Source organism: Actinomadura sp. NEAU-AAG7 (genome assembly GCF_018603865.1).
GTDB classification, from domain to species: domain Bacteria; phylum Actinomycetota; class Actinomycetes; order Streptosporangiales; family Streptosporangiaceae; genus Spirillospora; species Spirillospora litoris.
In genome coordinates this window covers 1-26,261 of record NZ_JAHFZY010000010.1, presented here as the reverse complement: position 1 = coordinate 26,261, position 26,261 = coordinate 1, and the positions used below count along the sequence as shown (strand labels likewise).

Annotated in this window: 22 protein-coding genes; 11 read left to right on the top strand and 11 right to left on the bottom strand. The window is 72.8% G+C overall.

Annotated elements, in window-relative coordinates:
* Positions 1-73: 73 nt before the first annotated feature.
* Positions 74-625, bottom strand: coding sequence for a disulfide bond formation protein DsbA (locus tag KLI87_RS35250; RefSeq protein WP_156218127.1), 552 nt, complete (start codon positions 623-625; stop codon positions 74-76).
* 313 nt (positions 626-938) lie between these two features.
* Here KLI87_RS35250 and pepN point away from each other — a divergent pair, with 313 nt between their 5' ends.
* Entirely contained in the window at positions 939-3,473 is a 2,535-nt protein-coding gene (gene pepN / locus KLI87_RS35245) for an aminopeptidase N (RefSeq protein WP_214620491.1), read from the top strand.
* Between the two features lie 185 nt (positions 3,474-3,658).
* A complete protein-coding gene (locus tag KLI87_RS35240; RefSeq protein WP_214620490.1) occupies positions 3,659-4,657 on the top strand; it encodes a hypothetical protein in 999 nt (332 codons plus the stop codon).
* On the opposite strand, the gene malQ is transcribed toward KLI87_RS35240, so the two are convergent.
* Together malQ and KLI87_RS35230 are read right to left on the bottom strand one after the other, a co-directional pair.
* On the bottom strand, positions 4,638-6,734 hold the full coding sequence (malQ, locus tag KLI87_RS35235) for a 4-alpha-glucanotransferase (protein WP_214620489.1): 2,097 nt from the start codon (positions 6,732-6,734) through the stop codon (positions 4,638-4,640). The genes KLI87_RS35240 and malQ overlap by 20 nt on opposite strands.
* 49 nt (positions 6,735-6,783) lie before the next feature.
* Complete coding sequence (locus tag KLI87_RS35230) at positions 6,784-8,208, bottom strand: amidase (protein ID WP_214620488.1); 1,425 nt, start codon at positions 8,206-8,208, stop codon at positions 6,784-6,786.
* A gap of 383 nt (positions 8,209-8,591) precedes the next feature.
* On the opposite strand from KLI87_RS35230, the gene KLI87_RS35225 reads away from it, so the two are divergent.
* Together KLI87_RS35225 and ilvD are read left to right on the top strand one after the other, a co-directional pair.
* Positions 8,592-9,434: a nuclease-related domain-containing protein gene (locus KLI87_RS35225; RefSeq protein ID WP_308166449.1), complete on the top strand. Its 843-nt coding sequence runs from the start codon at positions 8,592-8,594 to the stop codon at positions 9,432-9,434.
* Positions 9,435-10,017: 583 nt separating this feature from the next.
* On the top strand, positions 10,018-11,880 hold the full coding sequence (gene ilvD, locus KLI87_RS35220) for a dihydroxy-acid dehydratase (protein ID WP_214620487.1): 1,863 nt from the start codon (positions 10,018-10,020) through the stop codon (positions 11,878-11,880).
* Between the two features lie 19 nt (positions 11,881-11,899).
* Here the strand turns inward: ilvD and KLI87_RS35215 are convergent, their stop codons facing one another.
* Both KLI87_RS35215 and KLI87_RS35210 read right to left on the bottom strand, forming a co-directional pair.
* Positions 11,900-12,115 carry a zinc ribbon domain-containing protein gene (locus tag KLI87_RS35215; protein ID WP_214620486.1) on the bottom strand — a complete coding sequence of 72 codons (216 nt, stop codon included), beginning with the start codon at positions 12,113-12,115 and terminating at the stop codon, positions 11,900-11,902.
* Positions 12,116-12,150: 35 nt separating this feature from the next.
* Positions 12,151-12,660, bottom strand: a complete 510-nt coding sequence (locus KLI87_RS35210) for an HNH endonuclease (protein WP_156217927.1) — start codon at positions 12,658-12,660, stop codon at positions 12,151-12,153.
* A 384-nt stretch (positions 12,661-13,044) separates the two neighbouring features.
* On the opposite strand from KLI87_RS35210, the gene KLI87_RS35205 reads away from it, so the two are divergent.
* Together KLI87_RS35205 and KLI87_RS35200 are read left to right on the top strand one after the other, a co-directional pair.
* A complete protein-coding gene (locus tag KLI87_RS35205; RefSeq protein ID WP_214620485.1) occupies positions 13,045-15,174 on the top strand; it encodes a prolyl oligopeptidase family protein in 2,130 nt (709 codons plus the stop codon).
* Between the two features lie 13 nt (positions 15,175-15,187).
* Positions 15,188-16,000, top strand: a complete 813-nt coding sequence (locus tag KLI87_RS35200) for a methyltransferase domain-containing protein (protein WP_308166447.1) — start codon at positions 15,188-15,190, stop codon at positions 15,998-16,000.
* Between the two features lie 51 nt (positions 16,001-16,051).
* Here the strand turns inward: KLI87_RS35200 and KLI87_RS35195 are convergent, their stop codons facing one another.
* Both KLI87_RS35195 and KLI87_RS35190 read right to left on the bottom strand, forming a co-directional pair.
* A complete protein-coding gene (locus KLI87_RS35195; protein ID WP_156217925.1) occupies positions 16,052-16,684 on the bottom strand; it encodes a GNAT family N-acetyltransferase in 633 nt (210 codons plus the stop codon).
* Positions 16,685-16,691: 7 nt separating this feature from the next.
* Positions 16,692-18,383, bottom strand: a complete 1,692-nt coding sequence (locus KLI87_RS35190) for an XRE family transcriptional regulator (RefSeq protein ID WP_246249976.1) — start codon at positions 18,381-18,383, stop codon at positions 16,692-16,694.
* 429 nt (positions 18,384-18,812) lie between these two features.
* Here KLI87_RS35190 and KLI87_RS35185 point away from each other — a divergent pair, with 429 nt between their 5' ends.
* The 4 genes from KLI87_RS35185 to KLI87_RS35170 all read left to right on the top strand — a co-directional run bounded on the left by KLI87_RS35185 (position 18,813) and on the right by KLI87_RS35170 (position 22,362).
* Complete coding sequence (locus KLI87_RS35185) at positions 18,813-19,124, top strand: hypothetical protein (protein ID WP_214620483.1); 312 nt, start codon at positions 18,813-18,815, stop codon at positions 19,122-19,124.
* A 215-nt stretch (positions 19,125-19,339) separates the two neighbouring features.
* Positions 19,340-20,356 (top strand): mechanosensitive ion channel family protein, encoded by a 1,017-nt coding sequence (locus KLI87_RS35180; protein ID WP_156217924.1) that lies wholly within the window; start codon positions 19,340-19,342, stop codon positions 20,354-20,356.
* Positions 20,357-20,376: 20 nt separating this feature from the next.
* Positions 20,377-20,760, top strand: a complete 384-nt coding sequence (locus tag KLI87_RS35175; RefSeq protein WP_214620482.1) for a globin — start codon at positions 20,377-20,379, stop codon at positions 20,758-20,760.
* Positions 20,761-20,796: 36 nt separating this feature from the next.
* Positions 20,797-22,362 (top strand): glycoside hydrolase family 13 protein, encoded by a 1,566-nt coding sequence (locus KLI87_RS35170; protein WP_214620481.1) that lies wholly within the window; start codon positions 20,797-20,799, stop codon positions 22,360-22,362.
* Positions 22,363-22,408: 46 nt separating this feature from the next.
* On the opposite strand, the gene KLI87_RS35165 is transcribed toward KLI87_RS35170, so the two are convergent.
* Entirely contained in the window at positions 22,409-23,812 is a 1,404-nt protein-coding gene (locus KLI87_RS35165; protein ID WP_214620480.1) for a S28 family serine protease, read from the bottom strand.
* A 292-nt stretch (positions 23,813-24,104) separates the two neighbouring features.
* Between KLI87_RS35165 and KLI87_RS35160 the strand changes: the two genes are divergently transcribed.
* The gene (locus tag KLI87_RS35160; RefSeq protein ID WP_156217920.1) at positions 24,105-24,713 is read left to right on the top strand and encodes a hypothetical protein; all 609 of its coding nucleotides are present in this window, start codon (positions 24,105-24,107) and stop codon (positions 24,711-24,713) included.
* Positions 24,714-24,720: 7 nt separating this feature from the next.
* Here the strand turns inward: KLI87_RS35160 and KLI87_RS35155 are convergent, their stop codons facing one another.
* The 3 genes from KLI87_RS35155 to KLI87_RS35145 are packed head-to-tail and all read right to left on the bottom strand — an operon-like array spanning position 24,721 to position 26,049.
* Complete coding sequence (locus KLI87_RS35155) at positions 24,721-24,942, bottom strand: hypothetical protein (protein WP_156217919.1); 222 nt, start codon at positions 24,940-24,942, stop codon at positions 24,721-24,723.
* Positions 24,943-24,997: 55 nt separating this feature from the next.
* Positions 24,998-25,615, bottom strand: coding sequence for a GNAT family N-acetyltransferase (locus KLI87_RS35150; protein WP_156217918.1), 618 nt, complete (start codon positions 25,613-25,615; stop codon positions 24,998-25,000).
* Positions 25,612-26,049 carry a thioesterase family protein gene (locus KLI87_RS35145; protein WP_214620657.1) on the bottom strand — a complete coding sequence of 146 codons (438 nt, stop codon included), beginning with the start codon at positions 26,047-26,049 and terminating at the stop codon, positions 25,612-25,614. Before KLI87_RS35145 ends, KLI87_RS35150 begins: the two co-directional genes overlap by 4 nt.
* Positions 26,050-26,261: the final 212 nt, after the last annotated feature.

The following is a 26,261-nucleotide window of genomic DNA, read 5'->3' as shown; positions in this document are numbered from 1 at the left end:
GGGGGCGCATCCCTGGTAGTTGCAATACGGTCGCAACTACCTGACCTTCGCGTGGCCCCGTCCGGCCGGGCTCTCAGTCGATGATCGGCTCGCGGGTGCGGGTGCGCTTCAGCTCGAAGAAACCGTCGGTGGAGGCGACCGCGAGCACGCCGTCGAACAGCTTCAGCGCCGCCTCCCCGCGCGGCGCGGGCGTCACGACCGGGCCGAAGAACGCGTGCCCCTCGACCTCGATCACGGGCGTGCCGACCTCCTGGCCCACCCGGTCGATGCCGTCCTTGTGGGAGGCCCGCACGGCGTCGTCGTAGGTGGTGGAGTCGGCGGCGGACGCGAGCTCCGGGTCGAGCCCGGCGGCGGTCAGCGCCTCCTCGTACAGCTCCCGGCCGAACTCGCGCCGGTCATGGTGGCGGCGCGTCCCGATCTCGGTGTAGAAGGGGCCGAGCGCGTCCGCCCCGTACTTCTGCTCCACGGCGATCGCGACCCGCACCGGGCCCCAGCCCGCGTCGAGCATCCGGCGGTACTTCTCGGAGACGTCCTTGTCCTCGTTGAGGACGGACAGGCTCATCACATGCCAGCGCACCTCGATCGGACGCTGCCGCTCGACCTCGATGATCCATCGCGAGGTCATCCACGCCCACGGGCAGAGCGGGTCGAACCAGAAGTCCACAGGTGTCACAGCGTCGTTCGGCAACGTCGGCCTCCTCAGGGAACGAACACAAACGCATGAAACGGGGGCGGAACAGGGCGCCCACCAGGGGGGCACGGGTTCCCCGCCAGGCTTCCACAGACGACAACCCGGGCCGGTCCGCGCGGATTCCCCGCCGATTCGTGCCGATTCCGGTCGGTCTGCGGCGACCGAAGGCCGTGGCGCCGGGACCCGTGCACCGACCGGTTGGTAAACATGGGGGGCACAAGGCAGATAAGCCGACCAAGGAGTTCATGTGGCAGGCAACCTCACGCGCGATGAGGCGCGGGAACGGGCCCGGCTGCTCACCGCGCGGTCGTACGCGGTCGAGCTCGACCTCACCACGGGTGAGGACCGGTTCCGCTCCACCACTGTGGCGAGGTTCGACAGCGCCGAGCCGGGCGCCTCGACCTTCATCGACCTGCATGGCGCGCTCGTGCGGGAGGTGACGCTGAACGGGCGTGACCTGGACCCCGCGTCCTACGACGCCGAGAAGGGCCGGATCCCGCTGCCGGACCTCGCGGCCGACAACGAGCTCCGGGTCGTCGCCGACTGCGCGTACTCGCGCTCGGGCGAGGGCCTGCACCGGTTCGTCGACCCGGTCGACCAGAGCGTGTACCTGTACACGCAGTTCGAGACGGCCGACGCGCACCGCATGTTCACCTGCTTCGACCAGCCCGACCTCAAGGCGACGTTCGAGCTGGAGGTGCGCGCGCCCGAGGACTTCGAGGTCGTCACCAACGAGGCGGCCGACCGCGCCGAGGGCGGGACCTGGCACTTCCCGCCGACCCCGCAGATCTCGACCTACATCACGGCGCTGATCGCGGGCCCCTACCACGTCGTCCGCGACGAGTACCGCCGCGAGGACGGCACCGTGATCCCGCTCGGGGTGTACTGCCGCGCCTCGCTCGCCGAGCACCTGGACGCGGACGCGATCGTGGACGTGACCCGCCAGGGCTTCACCTACTTCGAGAAGGTGTTCGGCCGCCCGTACCCGTTCGCCAAGTACGACCAGCTCTTCGTGCCGGAGTTCAACGCGGGCGCGATGGAGAACGCGGGCGCGGTCACGTTCCTGGAGGACTACGTCTTCCGGTCCCGGGTCACCGACGCGGCCTACGAGCGGCGCGCCGAGACGATCCTGCACGAGATGGCGCACATGTGGTTCGGCGACCTCGTCACCATGCGCTGGTGGGACGACCTGTGGCTGAACGAGTCGTTCGCCACGTACATGAGCGTGCTGTGCCAGGCCGAGGCCACCAAGTGGACGGCGTCCTGGACGACGTTCGCGAACCTGATGAAGGCGTGGGCCTACCGGCAGGACCAGCTGCCCTCCACCCACCCGATCTCCGCCGACATCCCCGACATCCGCGCGGTGGAGGTCAACTTCGACGGGATCACCTACGCCAAGGGCGCGAGCGTGCTGAAGCAGCTCGTCGCCTACGTGGGCCGCGACAACTTCCTGGAGGGCGTGCGGCGCTACTTCGACCGGCACGCGTGGGGCAACACCGTGCTGACCGACCTGCTGGGCGCGCTGGAGGAGACGTCCGGCCGCGACCTGGCGGCCTGGTCGAAGGAGTGGCTGGAGACGGCCGGGGTCAACACGCTGCGCGCCGAGTACGAGGTGGACGGCGACGGGAACTTCTCCTCGTTCGCGGTCTCGCAGGAGGCCAAGGCCGACTACCCGACGCTGCGCTCGCACCGCGTCGCGATCGGCCTGTACGACCGCACCGGCGAGGGGATCGTCCGGCGGGAGCGGGTCGAGCTGGACGTCGTCGGCGCCCGCACCGAGGTGCCCGAGCTGGTCGGCAGGAAGCGGCCCGACCTCGTCCTGGTCAACGACGACGACCTCACCTACGCCAAGATCCGGCTGGACGCCCACTCGCAGAAGACGCTGGTCGAGGGCATCGGCGACATCAAGGAGGGCCTGCCGCTGGCGCTGTGCTGGTCGGCGGCCTGGGACATGACGCGCGACGCCGAGATGGCGACCCGCGACTACGTCCGGCTGGTGATGCGGGGCATCCGCGGCGTCACCGACATCTCCGTCACGCAGACGCTGCTGCGGCAGGCGCGCACGGCCGTCCACCAGTACGCGGACCCGGCGTGGCGGGACGAGGGCGTGCGCCTGATGGCGGACGCGCTGGCGGAGCTGGCGCGGGAGTCCGAGCCGGGCTCGGACTTCCAGCTCGCCTACGTGCAGGCGTTCTCGGCGTCCGCCGTCGGCGCCGACCACCTGGGGTTCGTCCGGGGCCTGCTGGACGGGTCGCAGTCCCTGGAGGGGCTCAAGGTCGACACCGAGCTGCGCTGGGCCCTGCTGCGCCGCCTGGTCGTCACCGGCGAGGCGGGCGAGGCCGAGATCGACGCCGAGCACGAGCGGGACCGCACCGCCGCGGGCGAACGGCACGCCGCCGCCTGCAAGGCCGCCGCCCCCTCGGCGGAGGCCAAGGCGGCGGCGTGGGAGCGGATCGTCTCCGGCAAGCTCCCGAACGCGGTGTTCCGGGCGACGCTCGGCGGGTTCGTCGAGCCCGAGCAGACCGCGCTGCTGCTCCCCTACGTGGACGCCTACTTCGCCGAGGTCGGGCGGATCTGGAAGGAGTGGAGCAGCGACATGTCCCAGACGTTCGCGGAGGTCGCCTACCCGTTCCTGGTGATCGAGCAGTCCACGGTCGACCGGACCGAGTCCTACATCGCCGAGCAGCGGCCCCCGGCGGCGCTCGTCCGGCTGCTGTCGGAGGGGCGCGACGGCGTGGCCCGCGCCCTGCGCGCCCGCGCCAAGGACGGCTCCGCCGCCTGACGGCGCCCCCGCTCGGTACGACCGGCGCCCCGTGGCCGTGTGACCGGATCCGGATACCTCCATACCGGACGGAATGCATGGTCACGGGGCGCATTGGCCTTGAGAGGTGAAATCATCGCGGAAAGCATCACGGGGAGCCGGATGCGACGCGGGGTGGAAATCGTGACAGGTGGGAAGGTGGGCGCGTGCGGACAGCACAGGACGTTCTGAAGGCACTCGCGCATCGGTACGCCTTCGGCGACCTGGAGGCGCTGATCACGCGGGGGACGCTCGCGCCGAACGGCCGGGCCGACGGCGTGGCGGCGCTGTGCGCGTTCGGCCAGCGGGTCCTCGACCTGGACGCGGAGGACTTCGGCATGCCCGAGGCGGTCGGCGACGTCCCGCACGACCTCCTCGACCGCGCGCGGGCCAGCCGGATGCCGCAGGCACCGCGGGAGCAGCCGCGCGGCGCGCTCGCGAGCCTGCGGCCCGCCTACCGGCTGCTGCTGGAGGTCATCTCGATCCGCTGGTACCGGCGCGACATGGCGGCGCTGGTCGCGGCCGTGCACATCGCCAGCGAGTACCTCGCGATGCTCGCCTGGGAGCCCGTGCTCGGGCACGCGGGCGACCCGGCGCGGATCGGCCCGGCGGTGAACGGCGAGGGCAGCCGGTTCGGGGTGCCGGTCGAGCCGGGGTCGGCGCGGGTGTGCGACCACACCCGTCCCGAGCGCGCCGCCTGCGAGCGGACGCTGCGGGTCTCCACCGAGCCGCCGCCCGGGTGGCGCGCCTACCTCGACCGGCAGCACAGCCAGGTCGCCTCCGCGCTCGGCGACTGCGCCGCCCGCTGCCGCACCCCCTGCACGGTCATGACCCGGCTGGAGGACGGCGTCCGCGCGAGGCTGAGCGAGCGGTGCAGGCTCGCGGCCGACTTCACCGACAGCGCCCTGGTCAAGCTCCGGCACGCGGCGCCGGTCGGGCACGGCTTCGGCGTCCCCTCGCCGGAGGAGGTGCAGGCCGCGTGGGCCCGCGCCCGCAAGTCCCTGGCGCACCAGCCCCTCGGCCGCGCCGCGCTCCAGGACGCGGACAAGGACCACTACCCGCTGCCCGGCCTGCCCGCGCTGTTCTCCAAGATCGCGGACGCGACGCTCGTCCCCGACACGCTCCTGCACGACGTCAGCACGCGGATCACCGCGACGCTCGGCTGACCGGCAGGCCCCGCAGCGCGGCCCGCACCCGCCGGTCCGTCCGCAGGTCCTCCAGCAGGACGGGCGTCCCGCCGGCATCGGCCAGCGGGACGCGCCAGTTCGGGTACTCGTCGATCGTGCCGGGCTGGTTCTGGGTGCGGCGCTCCCCGACGGCGTCGGCGAGCGCGACCCCGACGAGGCGGGCCGGGGTGCGCGCGAGGAAGGCGTGCAAAGCCTCCACCAGCCGCTCGTCGTAGGCGGTCGAGCCGTTCGAGAGCGCGCGCAGGACCTCCCCGGGCGGGACGTCCAGCAGGTCGTGCTCGTGCAGGAGCCGCAGCCAGTCCGCGAGGCGCCGCCGGTGCTCGTCCGCCTCCTCGGCCGCCGGACGGGTGAGGAGGCCGAGCCGGTCGCGGAGCGCGGTGTGGTCGCCGTGCAGGTAGCCCGTGATCGGGGGCATGTCGTGGGTGCCGACGGTCGCGAGCGACAGCTCCCGCCACCGGTCCGGGGGCTTCGGACGGCCCTGGCCGTCCTGCTCGAACCACAGCAGGGACGTGCCGAGGATCCCCCGGGCGGCGAGGTCGTCGCGGACCTCCGGCTCGACCGTGCCGAGGTCCTCCCCCACGACCACCGCGCCCACCCGCGCCGCCTCCCAGGTGAGGCAGCCGAGCAGGGCGCCGCGGTCGTAGCGTACGTAGGTGCCCTCCGCCGGGGAGCCGCCCTCGGGGACCCACCACAGCCGCGACACCTGCATCGCGTGGTCCAGGCGCAGCCCGCCGCCGTGCCGGAACGCGGCGGCCGCCATCTCGCGGAACGGCACGTAGGCGGCGTCCGCGAGGCGGCGCGGATGCCAGGGCGGCTGGCCCCAGTCCTGGCCGCGCTGGTTGAACTCGTCCGGCGGCGCGCCGACGCTCATGCCGGGCGCCATCAGGTCCCGGTAGATCCAGGAGTCCGCGCTGCCGTGCGCGACGCCGACCGCCAGGTCGTGGACGATCCCGACCTGCATCCCCGCGTCCCTGGCGGCGCGCTGGGCGCCGCCGAGCTGCTCGTCCAGGCGCCATTGCAGCCAGGCGTGGAAGTCGACGCGTTCCCTGAGCCGTCCGGCGGCCTCGGCGACGGCGCGGCTCCGCGCGTCGCGCAGCTCCGCGGGCCAGCGCCGCCAGTCGGCGCCGTGCTCCTCCGCGAGCGCGCACCAGATGGCGAACGCCGTCAGGGCCTCGCCCTCGCGGCGGCGGAACCCCTCGAACCGGTGCCGTGCCCCGGCGTCGCGCGGGGCGCCGTACAGCAGCTCCAGGGCCCGCAGCTTGGCCGTCCACACCCGGTCGCGGTCGATCCGGTCGTGCGGCGCGCGCAGCGGCGCGGCGAGGGCGGCGAGCCGTTCGCGGTCGCCCGCGGGCAGCGCGCCGTACTCGGGGAGGTCCTCGATCCGCAGGTAGATCGGCGCGGCGAAGCGGCGGCTCATCGGCGAGTAGGGGGACGCGCCGACCGGCGGGACGGGCTCGGCCGCGTGCAGCGGGTTGATCAGCGTGAAGCCCGCGCCCAGCTCGTGCCCGCTCCAGGCGGCCAGGTCGGCGAGGTCGCGCAGGTCGCCCATCCCCCAGGACGCCCGGGACCGCACCGAGTAGAGCTGCGCGGTGAACCCCCACATCCTCGGCGGCGGCTCCAGCGCCCTCGGGGCGAGCAGGAACGGCGCGGTCTCGTGCGCGTCGCCCTGCCGGGCGTGCAGGAGATGCCACCCCAGCGGCACCTCGTCCTGGGCGAACGGGTCCTGGACGAGCGGGATCGTCTCGCCGGAGTCCAGCTCCACCGCGAGGTCCAGCGGCTCGCCCGGACGCGCCCGCACGAACGGCGCCGGGACGCCCCGCCGCAGGACGACGACCGGCGGCAGCATCCTCCCCGGGTCGCCGTAGGGCCGCGCGGGGGCGGGGGCGCGGGCCAGTTCGTCCCGGACGGCGGCCGGGGACGACGCGTCCACGCCCAGCGCGCCGAGGACGGCGACCAGCGTCTCGCGGCCGACCCCGACCTCCTCGCCCTTCCAGTCGGTGTAGCGGGGCGCGACGCCGTACCGTCCGGCGAGCATGCTCAGTTCGTCCTCGATCACGCCTGGGGCATGCCCCTTCAGCGCGACCCGAAAAGCGGGATCAATCGGGCTAGTCGTGCCAGATAGGAGGCTTGCGCCCGATCCAGGGACGAGCTTGCTCAAGTTGGGCGGAAAGCGAGATCAGCGTCCCCTCGCCGCCCAACCGTCCGGCGAGCATGACCCCGATCGGCAATCCATCCGCATTCTGATGAAGTGGCACGTTAACGGCGGGTTGGCCCGAGATGTTGTAGGCGGCCGCGAACGGCGTGAATTGCGTCTGGCGCCGGAAGTTCTCCTCCGGTTCCTGATCATGGAAGTGGCCGATGGGGACGGGCGGCAGCGCCAGCGTGGGGTGCAGGATCGCGTCGAACCCGTCCATCACGGGGAACGCGGTGCGCAGCGCGGCCTGCAACGCGGCGTGCGCCTGGAGCACCTGCGTCGCCGTCGTCGCGCGCCCGCGCTCGCGGAGCCAGCGGGTGAGCGGCTGGAGCAGGTGCTCGCGCTCGGGCGGGACGGGCGTCATCGTCGCCATCACGCCCCACAGCAGCTCGAAGTGCGGGACGACGTCGGCGCCGAGCACCGGCGGCAGCTCCACGACCTCGTGCCCCAGCTCCTCCAGCAGCGCGGACGCCTCCTCGTAGGCGGCGACGCAGTCCGGATGCACCTCGACGCCGGGGACGGCGGGCGTCCGGCTCCGCGCGACGCGCAGCCGCCCCGGCGGCCGGTCGGCGTGGGAGAGGAACGTTCCCTCGACGGGCGGCGCCGTGTACAGGTCGCCGGGCACCGGGCCCGCCATCACGTCCAGGAGGAGCGCCGCGTCCCGGACGGTCCGCGCGATCGGGCCGTTCGTGGCCAGCCCGAAGAGGTCGGCCTTGAGCGGCCCCTGCGAGATCCGGCCCCGGGTGGGCTTGATGCCGAACAGCCCGCAGACGCTGGCCGGGATGCGGATCGAGCCGCCGCCGTCGCTGCCCTGCGCGGCCGGGGCGAGCCCGGCGGCCACGGCGGCGGCCGCGCCGCCGCTCGAACCGCCCGCCGACCGGGTGAGGTCCCACGGCGTCCGCGCCGGGGGCGACACGTCGCCCTCGGTGTAGCAGGGCAGGCCGAACTCGGGGGTCGCGGTCTTGCCGAGCAGCACCGACCCCGCCCGCCGCAGCAGCGTCACGACGTGGTCGTCGGCGAAGCCGGTCAGGTCGGCGAACGCGGCCGACCCGAACGCCGCCCGGACGCCCGCGACCATGTTCAGGTCCTTGACCGGCACCGGCACCCCGTGCAGCGGCGGCAGCGCGGCCCGGTCCGGCGCGTCCGCCACCGCCTTCTCCGCCCGCCGCGCCTGGGCGCGCGCCAGGTCGGCGGTCACCGTCGCGAAGGCGCCCACCCGCGCGTCGAGCCGCTCGATGCGGTCGAGGTAGTGGTCGGTGAGCTCGACCGGCGACAACTCGCCGGAGCGGACGGCGGCGGCCATCCGCATGACGCTGAGGTCGTGGGTATGTGTCACATGGGCGAACGCTAGACGCCCGCCCGCCGGGCGGCAAAGGCCCGCGGAGAAGGCGGGCGGAGAGGCCCGTGGAGAAGGCCGGCGGAGAAGGCGGGGCATCTGACACGCCGCCGCCGGTATCCGGACAACAGGAAAATGAATACCATGGTACCCGTCCGCGACGGCAGTGAATCACCTACCGATGGCGACATAAGTATTAACCCGGCATGACTAGTCGCCAACCTTCGGAATGATTACTCTGCGCACGGAGGATCATGCCCCCGATGGGAAAGGAATACGGAGCGTCACTCATGGCGATCACGGAGCGGGGCAAAGGGCAGGGGGCCCGGGGCCAGCCCGGGGAAGAGACGGAGCGGTCACGTGAAGATCAGCACGAGGCTCCGGTGAATCCGCTGCGGGAGTCGGCGGAGGAGGCCGCGCAGTCCACCGCGCAGACCACGGCGCAGGTCACGGCCGAGGATGCGGCCGCGGAGGACGCCGCCGCGGAGGCCGCCGCGCAGGCGGCGGCGGAGGAGGAGCCGCGAGGCGCGGCGGCACTGCTCGGCGACCCCCAGATCCGCCAGTGGGCGTGGCGGGTCGGCATCGCGGTCGTCGTCGGCGCCGTCCTGTCGGTCGCCCTCGGTGTCCGCCTCGGCATCGCCGCGGCGGTGCTGGTGGTCGTGGTCGACTCGGTCCGCGCCTCCCGCAAGGACTCCAGCGTCGCGGCCTGGAAGAAGTCCTCGGCCGCCGAGCGGCGCACCGAGAAGCAGCTGAAGTCACTCCAGCGCAACGGGTACCGGGTGCTGCACGCGCGCGCCGTGCCCCGCGACGACGAGGGCGTCAGCGACGGCCGGATCGACCACCTGGTCATCGGACCGAGCGGCGTCTACGCCATCGACTCCGAGAAGTGGGACAAGCGCCTGCCGGTGCGCACCCAGTCACACCTCAAGCTCTTCCACGGCCCCTTCAACAAGAAGGACCGGCTGGACGAGGCGCGCTGGGAGGCCGAGCAGGCGAGCCGGATCATCGCCGGACGCGTCGGCTTCGAGGTGCCGGTGCAGCCGTCGGTGGCGATCTACGGCCCGTCCATCCCGTGGAAGGTCATGCGGGTGCGGGACGTGGACGTCTACGCCGGCAACCGGGCCCGCGCCTACCTGCGGCGCCGTCCGAAGATCCTGACCGACACCGACGTCCAGCGGATCTTCACGGCGGCCGAGGAGGCGCTCCCGCCGAAGTACCCCGACTGAGCAACGGACCGGGCGGCCCGGCCTTCCCCAGGGCCGCCTCCGTCTCCCCCTGCACGGCAGGAACACCAGACTCACCGGTAAACGGGCTCGCAGGAACACCGCGCTCGTAGGAACACCGGGCTCGCCGGAACATCGGGCTCAACGGCGAGCCCTGAGCGGCCGCGCCGGACCGCCGGCGCGGAGGGCACCTCACCCGCACCGCGGCCGAGGTGCCCCCTCCGCCGCCCCGAGCCGCGCCGCCTCCCCTGAACCGGCACCGAGCCGGCCCCCGAACCGGACCCGAACCGGACCCGAACCGAATCCCAGAGCCGGGCCGTCACGCGCCCGGCTCCTCTCATGCCCCCCGCGAGTACCATGGGAGACCGGCCGGTGCTCGCGCGACCTCCGCTGAGCCGGCCGCGCGGCGCCGCGATCCGCCGCCGCGGACACCAGGGACACGCGGGCGCACACCGCCACCCAGGTGGACACCGCGTCCGTTCAGGTGCGCACCCCGGACGTCCGCCCGAACCGCCCGACCGGCGCGGGCGCGGACGTACGATCGGTGTCACGGCACGTCACAGGTCTGGAACAGGAGAGGTCCGAGATGCCCGCCCTCAGGTCACGCACGGTCACGCACGGCAGGAACATGGCGGGCGCCCGCGCGCTCATGCGGGCCAGCGGCGTCCAGCGCGAGGACTTCGGCAAGCCGATCGTCGCGGTCGCCAACAGCTTCACCCAGTTCGTGCCCGGCCACGTCCACCTCGACGAGGTCGGCAAGGTCGTCGCGGGCGCCGTCCGCGAGGCCGGGGGCGTGCCCCGCGAGTTCAACACGATCGCCGTGGACGACGGCATCGCCATGGGCCACGACGGCATGCTGTACTCGCTGCCGTCCCGCGAGGTGATCGCCGACGCCATCGAGTACATGGTCAACGCGCACTGCGCCGACGCCCTGGTCTGCGTCTCCAACTGCGACAAGATCACGCCCGGGATGCTGCTGGCGGCGCTGCGGCTGAACATCCCCACCGTGTTCGTCTCCGGCGGGCCGATGGAGGCCGGCAAGCCCGTCGAGGGCGTCATGGGCGGCAACAAGCTCGACCTGATCGACCCGATCATCGCCTCCGCCGACGGCTCGGTCGGCGAGGAGACGCTGCTGGCCATGGAGGAGAGCGCCTGCCCGACCTGCGGGTCCTGCTCGGGCATGTTCACCGCCAACTCCATGAACTGCCTCACCGAGGCGATCGGGCTCGCGCTGCCCGGCAACGGCACCGTGCTCGCCACCCACACCGCCCGCCGCCGCCTCTACGAGGACGCGGGCCGCACCGCGGTCGAGGTCGCGCGCCGCTACTACGACGGCGACGACGAGTCCGTCCTGCCGCTGAGCATCGCCACCCGCGAGGCGTTCGAGAACGCGATGGTGCTCGACATCGCCATGGGCGGGTCCACCAACACGATCCTGCACCTGCTCGCGGCGGCCTACGAGGGCGGCGTCGACTTCGGCCTCACCGAGATCGACGCGCTGTCGCGCCGCGTCCCCTGCGTCTGCAAGCTCGCCCCGGCCACCGCCAAGTACCACGTCGAGGACTGCCACCGCGCCGGCGGCATCCCCGCGCTGCTCGGCGAGCTGCACCGCGCCGGGCTGCTGCACGAGGCGACCCACTCGGTCCACTCCGCGTCGCTGGAGGAGTTCCTCGCCAAGTGGGACGTGCGCTCCCCCGGTGTCCTGCCCGAGGCCGTGGAGCTGTTCCACGCGGCGCCCGGCGGCGTCCGCACGACCTCCGCGTTCAGCCAGAGCGCCCGCTGGGAGAGCCTCGACCTCGACCGCGAGCAGGGCTGCATCCGCGACGCCGAGCACGCCTACACCGCCGACGGCGGCCTCGCCGTGCTGCGCGGCAACATCGCCCCCGACGGCGCGATCGTGAAGACCGCCGGGGTGGACGAGGAGCTGTGGACCTTCACCGGCCCCGCCGTCGTCTTCGAGAGCCAGGACGACGCCGTCGAGGGCATCCTCGGCGGCAGGGTCAAGGCGGGCGACGTCGTCGTGATCCGCTACGAGGGCCCGAAGGGCGGCCCCGGCATGCAGGAGATGCTGTACCCGACGAGCTTCCTGAAGGGCCGGGGGCTCGGCAAGGACTGCGCGCTGATCACCGACGGGCGGTTCTCCGGCGGCACGTCCGGGCTGTCGATCGGGCACGCCTCCCCCGAGGCGGCGGGCGGCGGGATCATCGCCCTCGTCGAGGACGGCGACCGCGTCGTGATCGACATCCCGAACCGGACGCTGGAGCTGGACGTCCCCGCCGACGAGCTGGAGATCCGCCGCGAGAAGCTGCTGGCCGACCTCGGCGGCTACCGGCCGCGCGACCGGCAGCGCCCGGTCAGCGCCGCGCTGCGCGCCTACGCGGCCATGGCCACGTCCGCCTCGACGGGCGCGGCGCGCGACGTCTCGCAGCTGGAGCGCCCCGCCCTCTGACCCGTGCGGGACGGCGCCGTCAGGAGCAGCAGGCACCACCGCAGCAGCCCCCGCCCCCGGCGCGCGGCGGGGGCCTGCGGGCCCCGGCGGCGCCCGTGACGGCGACCGTGGACAGCAGCTTCACCGTGTCGTCGTGGCCGTCCGGGCACGGCGCCGGATCCGAGGCGTTGATCATCGGGCGGGAGACCTCGAAGGTCGACCCGCACGCGCGGCAGCGGTAGTCGTAGCGTGGCACGAGCCCAGGATACGGCTCGCCGCCGGAGGGCGGGGTCAGGCGGCCGGTTCCGACACGTACGCGGCCCACTGGGGGTCGCCGTCGTGGACGATGCCGATGAGCCGCCAGTGGGCGCCCCGGGGCACGCCGGGGGTGATGCTGAGCGTCCAGCCCAGCTCCTCCAGCAGCCGGTCGGCCTTGCGGTGGTTGCAGGTCATGCACGACGCGACGCAGTTCTCCCAGACGTGCTTGCCGCCCCGGCTGCGCGGGTGGACGTGGTCGATCGTCTCCGCGCGCCGGCCGCAGTACACGCAGCGGAAGCTGTCGCGGCGCATCAGGGCCGCGCGGGTCAGGGGCACGCGGGTGCGGAACGGGATCCGCACGTAGCGGCGCAGGCGGATGACCGAGGGCACCTCGACGGCCATCGTCGCCGAGTGCAGCACCGCGCCGGAGGTGTCGTGGTGGACGATCTCCGCCTTCTCCCGCAGCACGAGGCAGACGGCCCGCCGCAGCGGGAGCGTGGTGAGCGGTTCGTATGTCGCGTTCAGCAGGAGGACCTGTCGCATCAGACGCCCTCCGCCGCGCGCCGGGAGGCGGCACGCCGCGCTCCGGGCGGCCGGGCCCTGGTTCTGGGGCGATGCGTTCGGGGATAGTGCGTTCCGTTGGCCTCGGCGGGCGCGGCTGAGCGCGCCTCCCACCGAGGCCCGATTATTGTCTCCGGCACCTGCGCACTCGCCATGAGGTCCTCCTCAGGGGCGAACCGACCCGGCATCAGTGTGGCGTCTGAGGAGCCCGTCCGCTACCCCAATAATCCCCCACCACGTGCGTGATCGAACGCAAAAACACACCCCGGGACCTCTGAAACCGCTGTGGGGACGGCTCCCCGGGCGGTTCCGGGCGCGTCGCGGGGTCGGTCGGGTTCCCCTCATCACGGGCAATACAGTGCATCCATGACGCCGTATCCGCCCGCGCGCCGCGAGGACATCGTCGAGGAGATCCACGGTCACCGGGTCGCCGACCCCTACCGCTGGCTGGAGGACGCCGAGGGCGAGGCGACCAGGCGGTGGCTCGCCGCGCAGGACGAGCTGTTCCACAAGGCCACCGACGCCCTGCCGGGGCGCGAGGCGCTGCGGCGGCGGCTCGCCGAACTGCTCGGCGCCGGGAGCGTCGGATCCCCGGTGTGGCGGGGCGGGCGGCGGTTCTTCACCCGCCGGACGCCGGGCCAGGAGCACCCCGTCCTGTACACGGCCGGCGCGGACGGCGCCGAGCGCGTCCTGGTGGACCCCATGGCGCTCGACCCGGCCGGCACCACCACGCTGGACGGCTGGCAGCCCGACAAGGAGGGCCGCCGCCTCGCCTACAAGGTCTCGACCGGCGGGGACGAGGAGTCCCTGCTGTACGTCATGGACATCGCGACCGGCGAGCGGGTCGAGGGCCCGATCGACCGCGCCCGCGACTCCTCGGTGGCCTGGCTGCCCGGCGGGGAGGCGTACTACTACGTGCGGCGGCTCCCGGCGCGGGACGTCCCGGACGGCGAGGAGCGGTACCACCGCCGCGTCTACCTGCACCGGGTCGGCGCCGACCCCGAGGCCGACGACGTGCTGGTCTTCGGCGAGGGGCGCGACAAGACCGACTACTACGGGGTCGGGGTGAGCCGCGACGGGCGGTGGCTGACGCTGTCCTCGTCGCAGGGGACCGCGCCGCGCAACGACCTGTGGATCGCCGACCTGTCCGCGTCGCCGCCGGAGCGGCCCGCGCTGCGGGTCGTCCAGGAGGGCGTGGACGCCGAGACCGGCCTGTACGTCGGCCGCGACGGGCGCGCCTACGTCTTCACCGACCGCGGCGCGCCCCGGTCGCGGCTGTGCGTCACCGACCCGGCCGACCCCGGGTTCGAGACGTGGCGCGACCTGGTCCCCGAGGACCCCGAGGCGGTGCTGAGCGACTTCGCGATCCTGGACGACCTGGACCGGCCCGTGCTGCTGGCGGGGTGGACGCGGCACGCGATCAGCGAGATCACCGTCCACGACCTCGGGACGGGCGAGCGGATCGGCGCCGTCCCGCTGCCCGGGCTGGGCTCGATCGGCGGGATCATCGAGCGGCCGGAGGGCGGGCACGAGGCGTGGTTCGGCTACACCGACCACGTCACGCCGTCCTCGGTGATGCGCTTCGACGCCCGCACCGGCGAGACGACGCTGTGGGCGGCCGCGCCGGGGTCGGTCGAGGTCCCCGAGATCGAGACCCGCCAGGTCTCCTACGCCTCGGCGGACGGCACCGAGGTGCGGATGCTGGTGGCCGCGCGCCCCGGCCTCTCGGGGCCGCGCCCGGCGATCCTGTACGGGTACGGGGGCTTCAACATCTCGCTGACCCCCGCGTACTCGGCGAGCATCCTCGCGTGGGTCGAGGCGGGCGGCGTCTACGCGGTCGCGAACCTGCGCGGCGGGTCGGAGGAGGGCGAGGAGTGGCACCGCGCGGGCATGCGCGAGCGCAAGCAGAACGTGTTCGACGACTTCCACGCCGCCGCCGAGAAGCTGGTCGCCGACGGGCTGACCACACCGTCCCGGCTCGCGATCTCCGGCGGCTCGAACGGCGGCCTGCTGGTCGGCGCTGCGCTCACCCAGCGCCCCGAGCTGTACCGCGCGGTCGTCTGCTCGGCGCCGCTGCTCGACATGGTCCGCTACGAGCGGTTCGGCCTCGGCCAGACCTGGAACGACGAGTACGGGACGGCCGAGGACCCCGAGGAGTTCGGCTGGCTCCTCGGCTACTCCCCCTACCACCGCGTCCGCGCCGGGACCGCCTATCCCGCCACGCTGTTCACGACGTTCGGCAGCGACACCCGCGTCGACCCGCTGCACGCCCGCAAGATGTGCGCCGCGCTCCAGCACGCGACCGCGTCGGACGTGTCGGACGCGCCGGTCCTGCTCCGCGACGAGGCGGAGGTCGGGCACTCGACCCGGTCGGTGAGCCGGTCGGTCGACCTGATGACCGACACGCTGTCGTTCCTGGCGTCCCAGACCGGCCTGAGCCTCCTCCCCGACGGTGACAAGATCATGTCGGGCGGTGACAGCCGGGCGGATGGATGATCTCATGGAGGGCGTGAGTACTTCGGTGCGAACCCCCGCCGAGCGGGTCGTCGGGCTGCTCGCCGACCCGCCGGACGACCCCGACCTGTCCGCCGGATACGTGAACCTCCTCGGCCCCGCGACCGAGCCGCCGCCCTCGCTCGCGCAGTCGGCGATGCGGTCGGCGTTCCTGCCGCAGATCTACGAGAAGGTGTGGCGGCCCGCCGGGTTCAACCTGATGAAGGGCTGGCCGATCGGGCCGGACACCGCCGCCGAGCACGCCATGGCGCGCGACTGGCTCGGCCTCGGGCAGCCCGGCGAGACCGAGCGGCCCGCGCTGAACGTCCTGGACGTGGCGTGCGGGCCCGGCAACGTCACCCGCGCCCTCGCGGCGGGCGTCGGCGCGGACGGCCTGGTCGTCGGCCTGGACGCCTCCGCGACCATGCTCGGCCGCGCCGTCTCCGACACCCCCGCCGCCGGGTCCGGTGAGGCGCCCGTCTGCTACGTGCGCGGCAACGCCGTCGACCTGCCGTTCCGCGACGCGGCGTTCGACGCCGTCTGCTGCTTCGGGGCGCTGTACCTGTTCGACGACCCGTGGCGGGCCGTGGACGGGATGACCCGCGTGCTCAGGCCGGGCGGACGGCTGATCATCCTGACCTCCCGGCGCCCGTTCACGGTGCCAGCCGGCCCCCTCGGACGCGAGGTGCGGCGCCGCGCCGGGGACCTCACCGGCATCACCGTCTTCGGCGACTCCCAGGTGACCGGCGCCCTCACCGAGCGCGGGTTCACCGGCGTCAGGCGCCGCCGCTACCCCCTCATGCAACTGGTCGCCGGGCAGCGCTCCTGACGCGGGCGCGCCTCCGCCTCCGGGGCGCCCCGGAGGCGGAGCCCGCGGGCCCTATCCCAGCCGTTTCTCGATGTAGATGTTGGCGATGCCGCCGATCGTCTCGCGGCGCGTCTCCGTCCAGCCGTGCTTGCGGTAGAGGGTGAGCGCCGGCTCCTGGAGTTCGGTGGTGTCGGCGCGCAGGACCCGGTAGCCGTACTCCCTGGCGCGCCCTTCGAGGGCCCGCACCAGCGCGGTGCCGTACCCCCGGCGCTGGACGGCGGGCCGGACCCGCAGCCGCACCATCTCGACCGCGTCGAGGGCGGGGGTGCCGAGGGCGAACCCGCCGTAGGCGCGGGCGCTGCCGCCCGGGACGAGGTCGGCGCGGCGGAGCCCGCCCATCGCGACGACCCGCCCGTCGGCCTCGCCGACGAGGAACTCGCCGTCGTTGCGGAGGTAGATGTCCTCCATCCGGAAGAAGTCGTGGTCGTAGTAGACGCCGTCGCCGGGGCGCAGGCCGACCTGGGCCAGCCCCTCCCGGTGCAGCGCGAGGACGGTGGCGTGGTCGGAGGGCCGGTACCGGCGGAGCCGGAGTTCGGCGTAGCCCCATTCGGGGGGTTCCCACTGGAGCCGGACGAGCGTCCGCGCGCCCGCGGGATCGTCGTGCTTCGGGGCGTCGTGCCCCGGGGGGCCGTCTGCCGTGGCCATGGCCCGGTCAGACCTGCTCGGCCGGGGGGACGGGCCGTTCCGGGGACCGCGGGGGGTCGGCCCCCCACAGGGGACCGGACCGTTCGTCGGTGGGGCTGGTGACCCACGGCCCCGCGAGCGCCTCGAAGAACTCCTTCGTCGCCGGGCTCGTGCCGTGCTTGGCGACGACGGCCGCGCCGATCTGGCGGGCCCGGTGGACGAGGATGTCGGAGCGGTGGTCGGGCGGCAGTTCGAGGATGGCCTCCTGTCCGGCGGTCAGCGCCGCGTCCGGATGCCCGGCGTGCAGCTTGCAGGTCGCCCGGTCGAGCCGGACGAGCGTGAGGTCCACACGGTCGGTGGGCGCGTAGAGGGTCAGCGCGTGGCTGAGCACCTCGTCGCCGTGCCTGTGGTCGCCGAGGTTGGTGAAGGTGTCGCCCTCGTAGAAGGCCATCTGCCGGTCGGTGAAGCCGAACACCAGGTCGCCGGTGTCGGTCTTGGACAACTGGTCGAAAACCGCGCGGCCGCGCACCAGGGCGCGGCGGGCGCTCGGGGCGGCGTCCCCGCGGCCGCGCATGGCGAGCATGCCGAGCGCGCGCGCCTCGACGGCGGGCGCCATCGCGGCGGCCACACCGGGGGTGCGGCCGGCGAGGTCCTGCGCCTTGCGGGCCAGGTGCAGCGCCTCGCGCGGGTCGCCGTAGTACATCGGCACGAGCGCCTCGCGGACGGTCACCCACGCGCGCAGCTGCCGGTCGCCGGTCTCGTCGGCGGCGGTGCGCGCGGTGCGGAAGAACGACCGGGCCAGCCGGTGGTCGCCGAGGTTGATCATGATCAGGCCGGACAGCCCGGACAGCTGCGCCGCGATCCGGCACAGCCGCTCCTGGAGCTCGACCGGCTGGCGCTTGTCGCACATGCGCCGCACCTCGCTGAAGTCCAGCAGCACGTCGCAGAGCATCCGCAGGGACGGGGTGGCCTGGTACTGCTGGCCGTAGCCGTAGGTCGTCTCCTCCCACTGGTCGAGCATCGTCGGCGAGACCGTCGCGCCGACCAGCGTGTCGTCCATCTTGCGGCGAAGTCCGTCGACCGCCCCAAGGAACTGGCCGTCGACCGCCACGCCCGCTCCGGCCAGGAGTTGCAGAAGGGTTCTACGAAGCACGATGTCCTCCTCTCCCACATCAATGGACAGGGGGCCTTCGGCGCGGTCGGGGCCCCGCAGGTCGTTGACGGTGACCCAGGGCCGCTCCTGCGCCCTGGGCATGATCGACCCGACGAGCGGACCGTCGGTCTCGTGGGTCGCGTGCCGGTCGGGCGTCCGCTGCTGGGGGACGGCGGCGACGCTCGGGCGGGTCCCGTGGCCGCGGCCGCAGATGCAGGGACCCTGGAAGCCGAGCACGTCGGGTTCCACCCGGTAGACGGCACAGAGGTAGTGCAGATACTCGGGACCGGGTCTCTTGTATCCGCTCTCGTAGGCCGACAGCAGCGTCTCCCCCAGCTTGGGCACCGGTTTGCCGTCGACCTCGTACAGGGCCCTGACCTGGGCCACGATGTCGGACAGCGCGACACCGTGGGCGAGGCGATGCGCCTTCACCCGGCTGGTGCCGAACAGCGGCCCGCACTGCTCGTGGATGTCGTGCGCGATGTCCACGGCGCCGCGCCCCCTGGCGAGGCCGTGCGCGCGGATCCTGCGGGCGGCGTCGGTCTCTCGCCGAGGGGTGTCCGACATTGTGGTTCCGGCCTCCTCACCGCTGGGCGGGGGCCGGCTCCCCGGGGGGAGAGGCCGGTCTCCCCGCACGGCGACCGGTAACTTTGTTGACCACGACAGATAATCTCTCGCGCACGCAGCGTAACCCTGACACCGTCGCAGGCCAAGCGGTTCCGGGGAAGTCTGCGGGCCGGGAACGCGTCCCCGGCTCTCAGGGTAGAGATTCTTCCTCCGGGGCGGAGGAAACTTGCCCCGAGGTGGGGTAATCCGGTTCTTCGCCACCTGACCGGGGCCTTGACCGGGCGCCCGAAGAGTTGCAATTCTCGCGGCGAGTGAACGAACCGATCCGGAGAGTCGACCGGAGCGGCGGGCTCGCTCGTGGCAGGCACACGGGATCAGGCGATATCAGGCGATGCCGTCCTCGCACGACAACTGGAGGGGGTGGGGCGGGTGGTCAGCGACATGCGCGTCGACTACCTGGAGGAGCTGGAGCGCGAACTCGACACGCGCGGGCTCGTTGCCCGTGTCGTCCGGACCCGCTCGGGCCCGGCGTTCCTGCGCGTGGTGAACCCGGAGGCGGCGAGCCTCGCCGAGGACGTCACCTGCGCGCCCGTGCCCGAGTCGCACGACCACTACTACTGGTGGTCCTGGGGCGAGCGGATGCACCGCGTGGACGATCCGGGCGGCGCCGCGCTGAAGCTGGCGCACGTCCTGCAGCCTCTGTGTCGGGAAACACACGCGCGGCCGGTGGGCCGCGCCTAGAGCCGGGCGCGCCCCGCGGGCCGTGGCCGGAACGGCGCGGCAGCCACCGGTCCGCGGGGCGCGTTCGTCGGCCGGCCCTCCCCGGCCGGGTCGCGCCAGTCCGCCCGGCGCGGTACGAATCGGTCGTCCCCGTCCCCTACGATCGGGCTCGTGCCCGCCGCTGGTCCACGGCGGGGTGTCGCGACATCCACGAGACGACCGGGGAGGGTCCGCCGATGTCACTGGCCGCCGACACGCTGCTGCCCTGGGCCCAGTCGGGGACGGTGGAGAACGCCTGCCGGGCGTCCGCCGAGAGCGACAGGACGCCGACGACAGCGTGCCGCCTGGTCTGGAACATCTCCCACAGCACCGACTTCACCACGTTCTACTCCAACTGGCTCGACAAGCCGCTCGCGACCCTGTTCATGGTCATCGTCACCTTCGTGGTCGCGCTGATCGTGAAGAACATCGCGCACCGCATGATCACCAAGGTCACCGTGCGGATGGCCGAGGGCACGATGTCGGAGAAGGTCAGGGAACGGTCCCGGACGGTCTTCGACGGCAGCCCCACGCTGCTCAACCAGCGGCGGGCCCAGCGCGCCAAGACGCTCGGCTCGGTGCTGCGCTCGGTCGCCTCCATCCTGATCATGGGGACGGCGGCGTTCAGCATCCTCGGCTCGCTCGGGCTCAACCTCGCGCCGATCCTCGCCAGCGCGAGCGTGATCGGCGTCGCGGTCGGCTTCGGCGCGCAGAACATCGTGAAGGACTTCCTCGCCGGGCTGTTCATGCTGCTGGAGGACCAGTACGGCGTCGGCGACGTCATCGACGTCGGCAGCGCCAAGGGGACGGTCGAGGCCGTCACCCTGCGCGTCACCCGGATGCGCGACGTCAACGGCGTCGTCTGGTACGTCCCGAACGGGGAGATCAAGAAGGTCGGGAACGAGTCGCAGAACTGGGGGCGCGCCGTCCTCGACATCCCGGTCGACATCCACGAGGACACCGAGAAGGTCAAGGAGATCCTCCAGACCGCCGCCGACGAGCTGGCCGCCGACTCCACCTGGCAGGACGTGATCCTTGAGCAGCCGTCGGTGTGGGGCGTGCAGGCCCTGGCCGGGGACGCGCTGGTGATCCGCGTCGTGCTGAAGACCGCGCCGGGCAAGCAGGCCGACGTCGCCCGCGAGCTGCGCGAGCGGGTCAAGCGCGCGTTCGACGCGGCGGGGGTGTCGGTCGCCACCCCCGCCCCGACCGCCTGATCACATAGGCTGGGGGCGCGATGACTGACAAGGTGACCTTTTACGAAGCGGTCGGCGGCGAGGAGACCTTCCACAGGCTGGTGCACCGCTTCTACCAGGGGGTCGCTGAAGACCCCGACCTGCGCGCCCTCTACCCCGAGGAGGACCTCGGCCCCGCCGAGGAGCGGCTCCGGCTCTTCCTCGTCCAGTACTGGGGCGGTCCGACCACCTACAGCCAGCAGCGCGGGCACCCGAGGCTGCGGATGCGGCACGTGCCGTTCGTGATCGGCGAGGCCGAGCGGGTGGCGTGGCTGCGGCACATGCGCGACGCCGTGGACGAGCTCGGGCTCCCCGAAGACCTGGAGAAGACGCTCTGGGACTACTTCACGATGGCCGCGCGCAGCATGGTGAACGCCCCGCATTGATGGTGAACGCCCCGACTTAAGGGTAGATCGGCGTGTATGACGCGATCCCCCTGGTGGCGCAGTGCCGTCGTGTACGAGGTCTACGTCCGCAGTTTCGCCGATTCCGACGGGGACGGCGAGGGCGACCTCCGGGGGATCCGGTCCCGCCTCGGCCACCTGCGCGACCTCGGCGTGGACGCGCTGTGGCTCACGCCGTTCTACCCCTCCCCCCTCGCGGACGGCGGCTACGACGTGGCCGACTACCGCGACGTGGACCCCCGGTTCGGGACGCTCGGCGACTTCGACGACCTGGTCTCCGACGCGCACGCGCACGGGCTGCGGCTGATCGTGGACATCGTCCCGAACCACACCTCCGACCGGCACCGCTGGTTCCGGGAGGCGGTGGCCGCGCCGCCGGGGTCGCCCGCGCGCGACCGCTACATCTTCCGGCGGGGCAGGCCGGGGCCCGGGCCCGGTGAGGAGGACCCGCCGAACGACTGGCCGTCCTCGTTCGGCGGCCCCGCCTGGACGCGACTGCCCTGCGGCGAGTGGTACCTGCACCTGTACGCGCCCGAGCAGCCCGACCTGAACTGGCGCAACACCGAGGTGCGGCACGAGTTCGAGGACATCCTGCGGTTCTGGCTGGACCGCGGCGTCGACGGCTTCCGCGTCGACGTCGCCGCCGGGCTCGTCAAGGACGAGACGTTCTGCGACCTCGCCGGGCGCGGGCGGCGCACGGCGAACGGGCCGATCTACAACCGCCCCGAGGTCCACAAGATCTACCGCAGGTGGCGCCGCGTCCTGGACGGCTACGGCGGCGACCGCATGGCGATCGGCGAGGTGTGGACGGACGGCCCCGAGGACCTCGCGCTCTACCTCCGCCCGGACGAGCTGCACCAGGTGTTCCAGTTCGACCTCCAGCTCGCGCCCTGGTCGGCCACCGCGTTCCGGGACGTGGTGACGGCGGCGCTGGCGGCCGTCGCGCCGACCGGTTCGGCGCCGACGTGGGTGCTGTCGAGCCATGACTCCGTCCGGCACGTGACGCGCTACGAGCGGCCCGGGGGCGTCCCGGGGATCGAACTGGCGCGCGCGAGGGCCGCGCTGCTGCTGCTCCTCGCGCTGCCCGGGTCGGCGTACCTCTACCAGGGCGAGGAGCTGGGCCTGCCCGAGGTCACCGACCTCCCGGACGAGGCGCGGCAGGACCCGATCTTCAAGCGCGGCGGCGGCCGGGGGCGGGACGGCTGCCGCGTGCCGCTCCCCTGGTCGGGCCGCGCCGAGCCGTTCGGGTTCTCGCCGGACGGCGCCCGCCCGTGGCTGCCGATGCCGCGGGACTGGGCGTCGCTGACCGCCGAGGCGCAGCGGTCCGACCCGTCCTCGACACTGAGTTTCTACCGCAGGGCGCTGACACTCCGCCGCGACCTGGCCGGCGGCCTGCCCGAAAGCCTGGAGTGGCTCGACTCCTCCGAGCCCGCGCTGTTCTTCCGGCGCGGGCGGCTGACCTTCGCGCTGAACTGCGGGGAGAACCCCGTCCGGCTCCCGGCGGGGCGTCCGCTGCTGACCAGCATCCCCCTGTACGGCGACCTGCTCCCGGGCAACTCCGCCGCCTGGCTGGCCACCCTTTGACCTGCGGCGGACCGTCGTGGGACGGCCCGCCGCGGATCGGACGACGCTACAGCGGGGGCCGCTGGAGCTGGAGCGGGTCGTCCGCCGCCGGACCGGTCGTCAGCGTCTTCGCCGAGGGCTGGACGTTCGCCCAGCGCAGCAGGTCGGCGGTCGCCTTCGCCTTGTCCTGGTCGGTCAGCCTGGCGATGAGCCGTCCGCTGTGGTTCATGCCGGGCGCGGTGTAGACGGCCGAGTCGCGGCTGCCGTGCCCGAGCCGGAACCGCTCGGAGCCCCACGGGTCGTTGCCGCCGTACACGAACAGCAGCCGGCTGCCGTGGTCGCGGACCCAGCGGTCCACGTCCCGCATGGCCTCGCCCCCGTCGAACCGCATCGGGATGTCACGCGGCACGTAGGTGCGGGGCTGGTAGCTGTCCTCGTAGCGCAGCAGCGGGCGCAGGCTCGTGAACTGCGGCGTCGGCCAGCCGAGCTGCGTGCCCGCCTGGTAGTAGTACGGGATGTACTGCTGGAGGCCCTGGTCGGTGTAGAACGACAGGCCCGAGATCGCGTCGAGCGATCCGTAGATCTCGTCGTCGGAGGCGTCCACGGCGGGCAGCGACGGGCAGTCGGCCTGGAGGCTGTACTGCCAGAACGCCCACTCGTAGTCCATCACCGAGTTCTCGAACGCGCGGTCGGGCGAGCGGAGGATGTCGAACGTCCAGCCGTTCTTGGCCGCCGCGTCCTTGAAGCGCGCCAGCATCGCCGGACGGCGCTTCAGGAACTCCCGCGCGAGCGCCTTGACGTGCGCGCGGCACTGCGCGTCGGTGCCGACCGTCTGGAAGAACTTGTCGTAGGCGCGGTCGTCGTTGTTGTTCACGTCGTTCGGCGCCACGTACACGACGCTGCCGTCCACGTCACGCGGGTAGAACCGCTTGTGGTAGACGGCGGTCATGCCGCCCTTGCTGGCGCCCGTCGAGATCCACCGGGCCTTGTAGATCCTCTTCAGCGCGCCGACCAGCCGGTGCTCGTCGGTGGCGGCCTGCCAGATCGTGTCCTTGCGCCAGTCCGCGGGCTCGGGACGGGACGGGGTGAAGTACCGGTACTCGACGGAGATCTGGTTCCCGTCGACGAGCGCGGTCGGCTCGGAGGTGAACATGGTCTCGGGCGTGTTGTAGCCGCTGGTGTACAGCACCATCGGCCGGTCCGCCGACCTGTGCTGCAACATGATCCGCTGCTCGAACCACTTCCCCTTCGGGTTGCGGTGGTCGACCGGCTGGCGGTAGGTGAGCCAGAACCACCGGTAGCCGGGCAACGTCGAGGTCTTCTCCGTCACCTGCATGCCGGGGATGGCCTTGAGCTGGGCGAGGATGTCGCCGGCCTGAGCCTGTCCGGCCTGGGCCGGGCCCGCCGTGACCGCCGCCCGCGCCGCCGTGGCGCCGGCCCCGCTCACTCCCGCGGCCAGCAGCAGTGCCATCGCTCCTGTTGAGACGCGCCGCATCATGCCCCTTCCACGTGGGATCTCCACATTTCGCGAAGCGACCTTAGAGGGATAAGCCCGACAAAAGCGGTTTCCTGCTGGGCTTGTTACCGACCCGTGACGGCTCGGTGGTCAACACCCGGCTCCAGGCGTAACGTCGGTCTTAGGGGGACCATCGGGGGACGGTCATCCGGAACCGGGGCGAACACCCGGTCCAGGCCCTCTCAAGCGACCCCGGACGGCCGGTCCGCGCGGTGGCCCCAGGCGATCCCATACGAGGAGGTGCGCGATGTTCATCCAGGTCATCCAGGGAAAGATCACCGACCGCGACGAGGTCAGGGACGCGATGGACCGCTGGGTCCGCGACCTCGCGCCCGGATCCGTCGGCTGGCTCGGCAGCACCGCGGGCGTCACCGACGACGACACGTTCGTCGCGCTGGCCCGCTTCGAGTCGCAGGAGGCGGCCCGCCGCAACAGCCACCGCCAGGAGCAGGAGCAGTGGTGGACCGAGCTGTCCAAGCTGTTCGCCGGCGAGGTGACCTTCCACGACTGCGCCGCCACCGGCACCTGGATGTCCGGCGGCTCCGACGACGCCGGATTCGTCCAGATCATGCACAGCCGCGTCCGCGACCTGGACGGGCTCCGCGCGTGGATGGAGCACGCGGACTACGGCGTCCTCACCCGGAACCGCCCCGACATCCTCGGCGGCGTCTGGGCGGCGCACGGGGACGGCGGCATGACCGAGGCCGTCTACTTCAGGTCGGAGGCGGAGGCGCGCGCGGGCGAGTCCCAGGCGCCGACTCCGGAGATGAAGGCCGCGATGGAGGAGATGGGGCGGTTCTACGAGGGGGACTTCACCTACCTGGACCTCAAGGATCCGTGGCTGGCCTCGCGCTGAACCGCCGCTAGACGGCGCCGCCGGTGAGGAAGTGGGCGACGAGCCAGCCGAGCCCGGCGACCAGGGCGAGGCGGCGCAGCTGCCAGCCGACCGGCTTGCCGCGGATGGCGAACACGCTCCACACCAGTTCGGAGAGCGTGTCGCCCTCCTGCCGGTTGAACACGGCGGGCAGCTCGATGGCGAGGAACATCAGGACCCAGAGAATCCAGGCGGCGAGATAGGGGGACATGGCGTCTCGATTCAGAAGACTCATTCTTACCGGTAATACCCGGCAAGAATGATCGCTACGCCGGAGGGAGCGGCGCGATCCCGTCGTCCCAGGGCGCGAGCCGCTCGAAGAAGCGCTCGTCGTGCCAGCGGCCGTCCACGTGGATGTGGTGGCGGGCCGTCCCGACGACCGTGAAGCCGTTGCGCTCCAGGACGCGCTGGGACGCGCGGTTGTCGATCCTGGTGAACGCCTCCACCCGGTGGAGGAGCAGCTCGTCGAACGCCACGTCCAGCACCTGCCGGACGGCCTCGGTGGCGACGCCGCGTCCGGAATGCGCGCGCGCCACCCAGTAGCCGACGAAACAGCTCTGGAGGGGGCCGCGCAGGATGTTGTTGAGCGTGATGCGCCCGACGACCGCGCCGTCCACGAGGATGACGGCGGGCCACATCTCCCCCGCGTCGTAGGCGTCCAGCAGGGCGTGCAGATTGGCCCGCTGGCCCTCGACGGTGAAATAGGAGTCGGCCCGCTCCGGCTCCCACGGCCGCAGGTACTCGCGGTTCTCCCGGCACAGGACGGCGAGCGCCTCCGCGTCCGCGTCCGCGGCGAGCCGCAGCGCGACGCCTCGTCCGATACCGAGACCGGGCAGCGGGTCACGGGGGCCGTCACCGAGCGCGTGGCCCGCGACCGCCGTCATGCCCCGGGGGCGAGGTAGCGGCCGATGAACTCCCGTTCCTCCTCGGTGAACCGGCGCAACCGGTTCGTGGACGCGTCGAACGCCACCAGCGTCGACCTCGCGACGGCGTAGACGTTCTCGTCGTCGCGCACCTCGTAGGCCAGCTTGAACGACGCGACGCGGGCCTCGGTGACCCACGACTCCACGCGGACGGGATGGACCGTCGGCAGCAGCGGCAACCGGTAGTCGATCTCGTGCCGGGAGATCACCATGCCCCGGACGGGCTGCTCCCCCTTGCGCACCGGACCGCCGTGGAACATCTCCATGCGCGCGTCCTCCAGGTAACCGAGGAACTTCACGTTGTTCACATGGCCCTGGGAGTCGATGTCCCCGAAACGGAGGTAGAACTCGTAGACGTGCCGGTACTCGGCCTCGGGCAGGTCGGTCTGCTGCATGTCCTCGCCTGGGGGTCGGGTCACGGGGGCTCCGCCGTTCGCCCGATGCTACCCGGAGCGGATCTACACGCCCGACGACCAGCCGGACGAAACACCAGAAACAGCAGGCCAGCCGAGTGCGCCCCCGCGCGGCACCGAGACGGAGAACACACCGGAACACACGCACCGTCCACGAACAGAACGGCCGTGTGACCACCCGGTGGTGGTCACAC